The sequence below is a fragment of the Yoonia sp. BS5-3 genome (assembly GCF_038069655.2).
Lineage (GTDB): Bacteria > Pseudomonadota > Alphaproteobacteria > Rhodobacterales > Rhodobacteraceae > Yoonia > Yoonia phaeophyticola.
Genome location: NZ_CP150951.2, coordinates 3514752 through 3526065 on the forward strand (window position 1 = coordinate 3514752; position 11314 = coordinate 3526065).

An 11314-nucleotide genomic window follows, 5' to 3' on the forward strand; every position below is an offset into this window, starting at 1 on the left:
CCCCAGAGGAACCAGCCAATGACTTACCATCCCAAATCCGACTTCATGCAAACGATGATCACGCGCGGCTTTCTGGCCGATTGCACCGATTATCAGGGCCTGGATGAGATGCTCAGCAAAGGCGTTACACCGGCGTATATCGGATTTGACGCCACTGCCAAGTCGTTACATGTCGGATCACTGATTCAGATTATGATGTTGCGCTGGTTGCAAAAAACCGGACACAAGCCGATCACCTTGATGGGCGGCGGCACGACCAAAGTGGGCGATCCGTCGTTTCGCGCGGATGAACGTCCGCTGCTGGGACCGGAGCAAATCGACGCCAATATCGCCGGGATCAAAAAGGTCTTTTCGGCCTACCTGACCTATGATGACAGCCCCACCGGGGCCTTGATGATCAACAATGCCGAATGGCTGGACGGGTTGAACTACCTTGATTTTCTGCGGGATATCGGGCGGCACTTTTCGATCAACCGGATGCTGTCTTTTGAAAGCGTCAAGTCGCGGCTTGACCGGGAACAATCGCTTTCCTTCCTCGAATTCAACTACATGATCTTACAGGCCTATGATTTTCTTGAGCTGAACCGCCGTTACGGCTGCTTGCTACAAATGGGCGGATCGGATCAATGGGGCAATATCGTCAACGGGATCGATCTGACCCGGCGGGTGCTGGACCATGAAATCTATGGGCTGACCTCGCCGCTCTTGACGACCAGCGACGGCAAGAAGATGGGCAAGTCCCAAGCTGGTGCTGTCTGGCTCAATGCCGACATGCTGTCCCCTTATGAATTCTGGCAATTCTGGCGCAATACGACCGATGCAGATACAGGCCGTTTCCTAAAGCTTTACACCGAGCTGCCGCTGGACGAATGCGACCGCCTCGGCGCGTTGGAAGGCTCAGAGATCAATGCGGCCAAGATTATCCTGGCCAATGAGGTCACAACCTTGCTGCATGGCGCTGACGCGGCCAAGACGGCCGAGGCCACGGCCAAGGAAGTCTTTGAAAAGGGCGGCGTTGGTGACGATCTGCCCACCCTGACCTTATCTGCAGACGATGTGCAGGACGGGATCTCGATCGTGCAACTGCTTGTACGCTCAGGCCTTGCCGGCAGCGGGAAAGAGGCAAAACGCCTGATCGCCGAGAATGGCGCGCGCCTCAATGATGCACCGCTGACCGATGCCAGTCTGTTCATGGATGCCGCAGCACTGGCTGAACCAATCAAGCTAAGCGCGGGCAAAAAACGACATGCGCTTGTGCAGGTTGGCTAGAACAACAGCAAATCAATCACCAATAGCGTCACGCCAATGGGAAAGGTGATGGTGGCCGCAACAAGGGCGGCGCCCAGCACGGTTGGGCGTGGCGGTGGCGCGCTGATCCCTGCGACGGTGCGGGCTGTCGTGTTTTTGCGTTTCATGCCGCCATTAACCCCAGCTTAGGTTTCGGGTGGCTTAACAACGCCCATGAAATCAACACCTGCCCTGCCCCTGCAACAGCATCCCAGTTTTGCCGCCGCTCTGGGCCGTTTGGGCCAGCAGGTCGATATCCACCCTCTGCCCCATGCGGCGCCGCTGTTGTCGATCAGGCGGTTCGGGCTGCGCTTTGCCTCGCGTGGTCCGATCTGGATGACAGATGCCCCTATCGATGCGCGTGTGACCAGTTTACGGCAATCGCATTTGCGGCTGGTCAACACCGACTCAAAGGAACCAAAGACACTGCGCCGCGCGGGGTTTCGGCTGATCCATACGGCCGGATCGGTGGCAGAGCTTGATCTGACGGACACCGAAGGCGGCCTGCTGACCCGCGCGCATGGCAAATGGCGTAACATCTGGCGGCGCAGCCAAAGCAGCGCGTTGCGTTATCACCGCGAACGGTTTGCCCCGCATAAGCATGGGTGGCTATTGGATGCAGACACGCAGCAACAAAAGCAAAAAGGGTATCGGGCGCTGCCGCATAGCATTATCCGGGCCTATGCCGCTGAAAATCCCAAAGATGTCGTCGTGTATTCAGCCGGCCGCAAAGGCACGGCCATCGCTGGAATGCTGTTTTTGCTGCATCACCCAGTGGCGACCTATCATATCGGCTGGACCAGTGCCGAGGCCCGGCAGGACGGCGCACATCACCGGATGCTGATGGATGCAGCCAGCCACTTGGCGCAGCGCGGCTTTACGCGTCTGGATCTGGGCCAGGTAGATACCGACACGGCGCCCGGCCTCGCCCGTTTTAAGATCGGCACAGGCGCGGTCATTCGCCCACTCGGGGGGACTTGGTTGAAAATTCCGGGGCTTTAGCTTTGCCCCGCATCAAGCAAATGATAAGCCAAGGGAAATAAACCGGGGCCTTTTCATGACTTTACTGCAAATCACCTCATTATTGATCGTTCTTGCCGGGGCATTTGGCGCAATTAACTACCTGTTCCTGCGCCTACCCTCTGCCATCGGCATTCTTATCGTCGCGCTTTTGGCGTCATTTGTCATTATGTTGCTAGACATGGTGCTGCCCGGCTTGGGCGTCGCGGATGTGGTCCGCACCACCGTATTGGGTATCGATTTTTCCGACGCATTGCTTGAAGGGATGCTGGGCCTGCTTTTGTTCGCTGGCGCTTTGCATGTGAAACTGTCCGATCTGAAACGCGAATGGGTTGTGGTCATGCTGATGGCGACGATGGGCATCGCGCTTTCAACGATTATTGTGGGCTATGGGTTTTCATGGCTCACGGGCATGCCGATCTTGATCGCCTTGGTTTTTGGAGCCTTGATTTCACCCACAGACCCGGTTGCGGTGCTAGGGGTGCTGCGGCAGGCTGACCTTCGCAAATCGCTTGAAACCAAGATCGCGGGAGAAAGCCTGTTTAACGATGGCGTCGGCTATGTGGTATTCTTGGTTCTGGTCGGGCTGGCCTTTCCGCATGGCGACGCACATGGCAGCGGGCTGGCCGATGCGGTGCAGCTATTCTTCCAAGAGGCGCTTGGCGGCGCGATCCTGGGGATCGTACTGGGCTGGCTGACTTTCCGGGTGATGCGGCGGATCGATGACTATTCGCTTGAGGTGCTGATCACATTGGGACTGGCCTTTGGCGGGTATGAGCTTGCGGTGTATCTGCATGTCTCGGCCCCAATTATGGCGGTTTGCGCCGGGCTTTTGATTGGCGATTTTGGCGCGAAACACGGGATGTCAGACGAAACCCGGCATTATGTTGACGCATTCTGGAAACTGATCGATGAAATTCTGAACGCCGTCTTGTTCCTGCTGATCGGGTTTGAGGTATTCGCCATCGCGTTCGAACTGGAATACCTGACAGCCGGTGTCGCCGCCATCGCGCTGGCCTTGATTGCACGCCTGGCGGCGGTCGCGGGCCCGGTGCTCACACTCCGCCCATTCCGCGAATTTTCGTCCGGGGTTATTCCGATTATGACCTGGGGCGGGCTGAAAGGCGGTATCTCGGTTGCGCTGGCCCTATCACTGCCCGATAGCGAATGGAAACCGCTGATCCTGACGGCCACCTATATGGTCGTGATCTTCTCAATCATCGTGCAAGGGCTGACCGTCGCGCGTTTGGCCGAAAAGGTGGGCCGCGAAACACAGGAACCAGCAGCATGACCAAATATGTCGTCTACGACGTCTTCACCGAGAACGCATTTGGCGGAAATCAGTTGGCCGTCATACCCGATGCCACACAGCTGGCCGAGGATGACCTGCAAAAGATCGCGCGTGAATTTAACTTCTCCGAAGTCACCTTTGTCTACCCGCCAACAAATCCGGGGCATACGGCAAAAGTACGCATTTTTACGCCAACAATGGAGGTGCCCTTTGCCGGACATCCCACCATCGGGACCGCTATCGCGCTGCGCGATCTGGGGCACGCCGGGGATATGGTTATGGAACTTGGGGTTGGGCCGATTCCCTGCACCTTCGACGGCGACTTGGCCTCCTTTACGACCAGCAAAGCACTTGAACTCTTGGATCAGCCCGATCCTGCCCTGGTGGCCGAAGCGCTCGGGCTAACACCCGGCGATCTCAAGACAGATGTCCATGTCCCGCAACAAGCCAGCCTCGGCCTGCCGTTCGTCATCTGCCAGCTGCAAAATTCCGATGCGCTGAACCGCTGCAGCCCCTCGCTCGACGCGATCAAACGGGGCGCGGGCCAGCATCCCGTCGGGCATGATTTTTCGCTATACGCCTACGTGTGCGAGGGCGATGAAATCCAATCGCGCATGTTCGCCCCGCTCGACAACATCCCAGAGGACCCGGCCACCGGCAGTGCCGCCGCGACGCTGGCCGCCCTTTTGACCGAAAAATTGGGCACGGCGCAAACGCTGAACATTACCCAAGGCACCGCCATGGGGCGTCCTTCGCAAATCACGGCAACGACAGATCAAAGCACGCCCGTGGCTGTGACGATCCACGGGCAAGCTGTCAAAACGATGCAGGGTGAATTGGTTTTCTAACGCGTTTCAGGTTTAGCTTGAGGCATCTTTGCATGCGACCGTCAGGGAAATGCGATTTGCGTGGGCAACGGAAATGCCCTGGCGGCTCTGGCAACCGGGCGGCAGGCCGGTTATGAACAGGCTGACAAATTCTGGGACCCCAATGACGAACACCATTCTCGCCCGCTGTGAAGCCAACGGCCTGCGTATGACCGAACAGCGCCGCACGATTGCGGGCGTGCTTGAAGAGGCCGACGACCACCCGGATGTCGAAGAGCTTTACAAACGAGCCTCAAGCGCTGATCCGCGGATTTCGCTGGCCACGGTTTATCGGACGGTCAAACTGTTCGAAGAATCCGGAATCCTGGAAAAACACGAATTCGGCGATGGGCGGGCGCGTTATGAAACAGCGGATCGGGATCACCACGATCATTTGATCAATATGCAAACCGGCGAAGTTATCGAATTTGTCGATCCCGAAATCGAAGCGTTGCAGGAACGGATCGCAGCCAAGCTGGGCTATCGGTTGATGGGGCATCGGCTTGAACTTTATGGCGTGCCCCTTTCTGACAAGGACGACTGAGCATTGGAAAACCTGCGCGGTGCGGCCTTCATGGTTTTGGCGATGCTGTCTTTTGCGATCGAAGACGCATTAATCAAGAACCTGTCGGCAACACTGCCTGCCGGGCAAATCCTGCTGGTGATCTGCGTCGGCGGCGCTGTGTCCTTCTGGATATGGTTCGCCGTCCGGGGCATCCCGGTCTGGCAGCCCGAATACCTGAACCCCAAGGTGTTGCTGCGCAGCTTTTGCGATGCGGCCGGGTCTTGCCTATTCATCACCGCGCTCTCGCTGATCCCGCTGACAACCGCCTCGGCGGTGATACAGGCAACCCCGCTGGTCGTGGCGATGGGGGCGGCTTTGTTCCTGGGGCAGCCGGTGGGCTGGCGGCGCTGGCTGGCGATCCTGATCGGCTTTGCTGGCGTCCTGATCATCATCCGCCCCGGCATGGATGGGTTCGTGCCGGCGACGCTTTTGGCGGTGGCCGGCATGCTGGGTCTGGCGGCACGTGATCTTTTGACCCGTAGCCTGTCCGTCGGCCTCTCGGCGCCGCAATTGGCGTTCCATACATTCGTGACGATCATCCCCGCGAGCCTGCTGCTGATGGCCCTACAAGGCCAAAGCTCTGTTGCGCCAAATGGAACCCAGATAGCGCTCCTGCTGGGCTGCATCATCATTGTGATCATCGCCTATCTGGCGCTTGTGGCCGCAACCCGGACCGGCAATGCCGGGATCATTTCATCGTTCCGCTATAGCCGGATGATATTCGCCCTCATACTGGGGTATCTGGTCTTCGCCGAGGTCCCTGATCTGCCCACTTTGATCGGCGCGACAATCATTATTGCATCCGGCATTTTCACCCTTTGGCGCGAAGCCCGGCTGCGCCATACTTCCCCTCAACCCGAACCCGCGTTATAGAGCGCGCGATATCGCTAACACCTCCTAAAAGGAAGCACCTCATGAGCACGATCATCGACATCCACGCCCGCGAAATTCTTGATAGCCGGGGGAACCCAACCGTCGAAGTCGATGTGATCCTGGAAGATGGGACCATGGGGCGGGCGGCCGTTCCGTCTGGCGCGTCAACCGGCGCACATGAGGCTGTTGAAAAGCGTGATGGCGACAAATCGCGTTACATGGGCAAAGGCGTGCTCGAGGCGGTCACCGCTGTGAACAGCGAAATCGCCGAAGCGCTGGTTGGCTTTGACGCCACCGAACAGGTGGCCATCGACGAGGCGATGATCGAACTGGACGGCACACCCAACAAAGGCCGGCTTGGCGCCAATGCGATCTTGGGCGTGTCCATGGCCGTCGCCAAAGCCGCCGCCGACTTCACCGCGCAGCCCCTTTTCCGTTACATCGGCGGCACGTCCGCGCGCACCCTGCCCGTGCCCATGATGAATATCATTAACGGCGGCGAGCATGCAGATAACCCGATCGACATCCAGGAATTCATGATCATGCCAGTCAGCGCCACCTCGATCCGCGAGGCGGTGCGCATGGGGTCGGAAATTTTCCACACGTTGAAAAAAGAGCTGTCCACCGCAGGGCACAACACCGGGATCGGCGACGAAGGTGGCTTTGCGCCCAACCTGGAAAGCACCCGCGTTGCGCTCGACTTCATCATGACCTCGATTGAAAAGGCGGGCTACAAGCCCGGCGAAGACGTCTACCTCGCGCTCGATTGTGCAGCGACAGAATACTACAAGGACGGCAAATATGAGATGGTCGGCGAAGGCATTTCGCTGACTTCCGAAGAAAACGCCGACTATCTGGCCAAACTGACCCAAGACTACCCGATTATCAGCATCGAAGACGGCATGTCAGAAGATGACTGGGACGGCTGGAAAGCCCTGACCGACAAAATCGGGGATAAGGTGCAACTGGTCGGCGACGATCTGTTTGTGACCAACCCGGCGCGTCTGGCGGACGGCATCGCCAAAGGCTCGGCCAACTCCATGCTGGTCAAGGTCAACCAGATCGGCACGCTGACCGAAACGCTCAAAGCAGTCGACATGGCGCACCGGGCGCGCTTCACCAACGTGATGTCGCACCGCTCTGGCGAAACCGAGGACGCGACCATCGCGGATCTGGCCGTCGCCACCAATTGCGGGCAAATCAAAACCGGCTCGCTGTCGCGCTCTGACCGGCTGGCCAAATACAACCAGCTGATCCGGATCGAGGAACTGCTGGGCGAAACCGCCGTCTACGCCGGGCGCAGCATCCTGAAGTAGGAAAAAAGACCGAAGCTCGGTTAAACAGACCGCGACATCGCCCTCATAGAAACCTTCCCCACGGGGAAGGTTTTATAGTGTCCACCGCAGAGTAATTGGCAAAGGTAAGGTTCATGACCCTCGAAAACGGTAAACACCCCCTGCCCCCTGGCAAACTGGCCGCCGTGGTAACCTATCTGCAGATGCACGCCCCGCCCGAACGGGCGCCAGTGCCCGCCCCCGACGGCGCGACACTGACGCATCTGCCAACGCCCGACCCCGACTGGTATCTCGATCTTTTCCGCGAAATCGGCACGCCATGGCTCTGGACCTCGCGGCTGCGGCTGGAGCGTGAGGCGCTGAACGCGATCCTGACCGACGAAAACGTCCTGATCCACGCCGTGCGCCAGGATGGGCAAGACATCGGGTTGGTCGAGCTGGACTTCCGGCGGCCCGAGGTCAATGAAATCGCCTTCTTCGGCCTCATCCCCAGCGCCACGGGCCAAGGGCTGGGGCGCTGGATGATGGACCAAGCAATCCGCAAAGCCTTCGCGACCCGGAACACCCGCCTCTTCCTGCACACCTGCACGCTCGACAGCCCCGCCGCGCTGCCGTTCTACCAAAGCTGCGGGTTCACAGCCTACAAACGCGCTGTAGAGATATTGGACGATCCAAGGTTCGACGAAACGCATTCAATCAGCGCCGCACCGCAAATTCCATTTCTCCAATAAAAGATCATTTGGCTTCCCAAGTACGCCGAACAATTGCGTGGCCCAGACGAAACCACGATAACCGATCAATCACCGCAGCCGCCGCAATCCCCTGAACCACAGTCCCCCGCGTCATCGTCGGCGAACGGATCATCGCACCCAAAGATCAAGGTAAATTCACCTTTCTTTGTGAAACGTTTATACGTGCTTGCTGACATGAACATCGCGGCACCCAGAGCGAAAATTCCATCGGGTTCCCCTCCATGGACAGCCGCCGCACCAGCGACAGCAAAAGTCGCAATAGTTATCAAACCAATATAGTTCTGCAGCCTATTATTCTGCCGCCAGATCCCTTTCGGAGGTGATCCAAAAAGGGGCCTATAGGCGGCGACAGTCGCCTTGTAGTCCTCAAGATGTCCAACGCCGTTCCCACCCGGATTATGATGCACGGGTTTGCCCAATTTCTGGCAAAACACATCCCAGTAATCTCGGCTGTGCTGCATATGCAGATGCCAGACCAGATCCACAGCCTTCGAGGGAACATTCCGTTCCCGCCGCGTGGCGCAGATATACATAAATTTCAGGTATTCAGAGATCGCCACTGTGGCCGTTTCTTGAGAGATGCTGTTTTCATTCATCAGCTGTTCAATGAATGGTGTGCCATCAGCATCATCAGGCATTTTATGCGTCTTAATCAGCTCCCATAGCTGAGTATTGAGAGAGGTCATCGGAGCCTCCTATATTTTCTCTTTTTTGCAGCTTTTAGAAAACACCCAAATGTAAAAGTTATGTGACGCAAGCCGGCATCAGCTTTTACACCGTAGGATCGTATAATTCGTCAGGACCTCGGAGCCGAAATTAAGCAATGTAAGGCAGACGAGGGACGCGACAAAAACCAGCACCAATCAAACGGTAGATTGACCCTAATAAGGGCGCACGGACCCTGCACCTGTCTGCTGCTGAACCCGGTACATCAGGCTTCACGAACGCTTCGGCAAGCGCGTCAGTTTCACCTGCAATGGGCCAATCAATGGGGGAATCGTTTCCACCGCTCGGTGTCGCAGGCAACCACGAATCAGCCCTAAGGGCAGTAACAAAGGCGTTACAAAAACGGCGCAAACGCCTTATTTTATTGTGTTTCGCCAGGTTTCGGTAGAATGCCGACACAAAGATGCCACGAACCCCCGGGCGGAACTGTACTTTAGCATAGTTCTGAAAATTTGCCGCAAAGCTTCATTGACTTTTAATCGATCTGAGACCTAATGAACCCTACGTAAGGCAGATGTTTTCTGCAGTGTTTGTAAGAGTGTCATGGTTATCAAAGTAAATGGTATGATCCGTATGATCGGGATGTCGTTACTCGCGGCATCCACACCGTCAATCGTCAGCGCGAATGATATCGCGCTGACGATACATCAAAACGGCACGACGATTGTTGGCGAATTCGCCGGGTTCGTCGACAACTTCTATATCGTGACAACACAAAACGGCACGGCCTATGTGCCCGCAGCCGTTGTGTCTTGCGAAGGGACGGGATGTGTTGAGATGTCAGTCCCGACAGCCGCGGCGGGCGACGGCAACCTATAGGTTGACCGCCTGCCCTGATTGCGCGCTACGTTGGGCGGCCAGACCAATGGCAATCGCCTTGGCACCGTCCGATAGCGTAACCTCTACCTCACCCTCGCCGCGCAGCACTGCATTAAAGCGCTGGTGCTGATAAAAGGTTGATCCGTTATGATCGCCTGCCTCAAGCAACGTCTGATCGACCGGGATCTCTGACACATAAGGGCCCTTCGGCGCGCGCGGGCTAATGATCATCTGCGGCACAGGTGGATCACCCAACAGCTTTGGCCAGAAACGGCCAGGTCCTGGGACCAGCGCCTCGATCTTGCCCTTGGGGCCAACCGCGCTGATCTCTTCCTGCCATTTTGATCCTTCGGCAAACATGCACAGCTCAAGCATGGCGCGCGCACCTTTGGCAAAATCCAGGATCACATAGCCATTATCCCAAATATCCGGGGCGTGCCCGTCGTAACGCTCATCAATATGGTTCAGCGACTGCCCGGCGCTGGCCATCACACGCACCGGCTCATCCTGCAAAATCAGGCGCATCAGATCAAAGAAGTGGCAGCATTTCTCAACCAATGTCCCGCCTGTCTTGGCATTAAAGCGGTTCCAATCGCCAATCTTCGGCAAGAAGGGAAAACGATGCTCGCGGATGGTCAACATCTTGATACCGCCTGTCGCCTGCTCAGCCTGCGCAATCAAGGCGGCGACGGGGGGCATATAGCGATACTCCATCGCGACCCATACCGGATGGGGGTAGCCTTCAAACAACGCGTCCAGCACCGGGGCGTCGGCCGGGTTTGTATATAGCGGCTTTTCACACAAGATCGGCAGCGGGCGGGTTTCAACAATCTGGCGCAGCTGCGGGACATGCAGGTAGTTCGGACTGACAATGATCACCGCATCAAGCTGTTCAAAGGCCAACAGGTCTTCCAATGTCTCTGCCACATGGGCATCCTGAGCCATTGTGGCAGCCTTTTGGGCCTGCTCGGGCACCGGATCATAGACCACTGATACCCGTCCCTGCGGCAACAGATTGATATTCAGAATGTGTTCGCAGCCCATCATGCCGCAGCCGATCAGGCCATAGTTTACCATTTCCACGTCGCTTTAACCTTTTCCCATACGAGAGATATATGCAGCGCGCCCAGCATCGTACCAGGTGCGCGAAAATTCGGCCGGTTCCTTGGCGGCGGTCCAGCTGACCCGCGCGATATAGCCGGCCATGACACCGGGACGCAGATGGAAGGCCGCAGGCGCCCAATCGGGCACGGCTTCGACACCAATCCGGTCTTCGACACTGGCGATCACCAGCCCCAACTCATGGCGATAAAAATGATAAAGGGACTCCGAAAGGTCCTCGGTCGCGATGACATCGCGCTGTGCGCCGTCCAGCCAGATTTCCTCAAGCGCAATCAGCACATCATCAAGATAACGCAAGCGGCGGATACGGTGGCCTTCGGGATCGCCGCCAAGGCGGGCAAAAGGCGCCGGTTTGGCCAGACGCGCCACATCCAAAACCTCGGCCGTAGGAAGCCCCCCACCTTTCAGCAGCTCCAGCCGGAAAAACGCATAGACCGATTCAACAGCAGGCCGGTGGCGCACATAGTTGCCAGAGCCTTGGATACGCTCCAGCAGCCCCTTTGCCTCAACATCAGCCAGCGCCTTGCGCAGCGTGCCAACAGCCACGCCCAGATCATCCGCCATCTCGCGCTCGGGCGGCAGGCGTGCGCCATCTGCCAAATGCCCCGCCGCTATCTCACGGATCAACATTTCGCTCAGCTGAATAAACTTCGGCAAAGAAGAGGTATTCGCCATGGCGACCCCTCCCCGTGGCCTGC

At 57.5% G+C, this 11314-nt stretch carries 13 protein-coding genes; 9 read left to right on the forward strand and 4 right to left on the reverse strand.

What is annotated here, in order from left to right:
• The first annotated feature begins 18 nt into the window (after nucleotides 1–18).
• The gene (gene tyrS / locus AABB29_RS17770) at nucleotides 19–1269 is read left to right on the forward strand and encodes a tyrosine--tRNA ligase (protein ID WP_341365644.1); all 1251 of its coding nucleotides are present in this window, start codon (nucleotides 19–21) and stop codon (nucleotides 1267–1269) included.
• On the opposite strand, the gene AABB29_RS17775 is transcribed toward tyrS, so the two are convergent.
• Nucleotides 1266–1415, reverse strand: a complete 150-nt coding sequence (locus AABB29_RS17775; RefSeq protein ID WP_341365643.1) for a hypothetical protein — start codon at nucleotides 1413–1415, stop codon at nucleotides 1266–1268. The two genes, tyrS and AABB29_RS17775, sit on opposite strands and share 4 nt — an antisense overlap.
• Before the next feature lie 46 nt (nucleotides 1416–1461).
• Between AABB29_RS17775 and AABB29_RS17780 the strand changes: the two genes are divergently transcribed.
• From AABB29_RS17780 to AABB29_RS17810, 7 genes are all read left to right on the forward strand, one after another.
• A complete protein-coding gene (locus AABB29_RS17780) occupies nucleotides 1462–2289 on the forward strand; it encodes a GNAT family N-acetyltransferase (protein WP_341365642.1) in 828 nt (275 codons plus the stop codon).
• 55 nt (nucleotides 2290–2344) lie between these two features.
• Complete coding sequence (locus tag AABB29_RS17785) at nucleotides 2345–3598, forward strand: sodium:proton antiporter (protein WP_341365641.1); 1254 nt, start codon at nucleotides 2345–2347, stop codon at nucleotides 3596–3598.
• Complete coding sequence (locus AABB29_RS17790) at nucleotides 3595–4446, forward strand: PhzF family phenazine biosynthesis protein (RefSeq protein WP_341365640.1); 852 nt, start codon at nucleotides 3595–3597, stop codon at nucleotides 4444–4446. The genes AABB29_RS17785 and AABB29_RS17790 overlap by 4 nt, the downstream gene beginning before the upstream one ends.
• Nucleotides 4447–4588: 142 nt before the next feature.
• Entirely contained in the window at nucleotides 4589–5008 is a 420-nt protein-coding gene (locus tag AABB29_RS17795; protein ID WP_341365639.1) for a Fur family transcriptional regulator, read from the forward strand.
• 3 nt (nucleotides 5009–5011) lie between these two features.
• Nucleotides 5012–5902: a DMT family transporter gene (locus tag AABB29_RS17800; protein WP_341365638.1), complete on the forward strand. Its 891-nt coding sequence runs from the start codon at nucleotides 5012–5014 to the stop codon at nucleotides 5900–5902.
• A gap of 41 nt (nucleotides 5903–5943) precedes the next feature.
• The gene (eno, locus tag AABB29_RS17805) at nucleotides 5944–7218 is read left to right on the forward strand and encodes a phosphopyruvate hydratase (RefSeq protein WP_341365637.1); all 1275 of its coding nucleotides are present in this window, start codon (nucleotides 5944–5946) and stop codon (nucleotides 7216–7218) included.
• 113 nt (nucleotides 7219–7331) lie between these two features.
• Complete coding sequence (locus AABB29_RS17810; protein WP_341365636.1) at nucleotides 7332–7928, forward strand: GNAT family N-acetyltransferase; 597 nt, start codon at nucleotides 7332–7334, stop codon at nucleotides 7926–7928.
• Nucleotides 7929–7993: 65 nt separating this feature from the next.
• On the opposite strand, the gene AABB29_RS17815 is transcribed toward AABB29_RS17810, so the two are convergent.
• Entirely contained in the window at nucleotides 7994–8635 is a 642-nt protein-coding gene (locus tag AABB29_RS17815; RefSeq protein WP_341365635.1) for a hypothetical protein, read from the reverse strand.
• 583 nt (nucleotides 8636–9218) lie between these two features.
• Here AABB29_RS17815 and AABB29_RS17820 point away from each other — a divergent pair.
• Nucleotides 9219–9494 (forward strand): hypothetical protein, encoded by a 276-nt coding sequence (locus AABB29_RS17820; RefSeq protein WP_341365634.1) that lies wholly within the window; start codon nucleotides 9219–9221, stop codon nucleotides 9492–9494.
• On the opposite strand, the gene AABB29_RS17825 is transcribed toward AABB29_RS17820, so the two are convergent.
• On the reverse strand, nucleotides 9489–10571 hold the full coding sequence (locus AABB29_RS17825; RefSeq protein WP_341365633.1) for a Gfo/Idh/MocA family oxidoreductase: 1083 nt from the start codon (nucleotides 10569–10571) through the stop codon (nucleotides 9489–9491). The genes AABB29_RS17820 and AABB29_RS17825 overlap by 6 nt on opposite strands.
• Before the next feature lie 12 nt (nucleotides 10572–10583).
• Nucleotides 10584–11291 carry a GntR family transcriptional regulator gene (locus AABB29_RS17830; RefSeq protein WP_341365632.1) on the reverse strand — a complete coding sequence of 236 codons (708 nt, stop codon included), beginning with the start codon at nucleotides 11289–11291 and terminating at the stop codon, nucleotides 10584–10586.
• Nucleotides 11292–11314 lie beyond the last annotated feature (23 nt).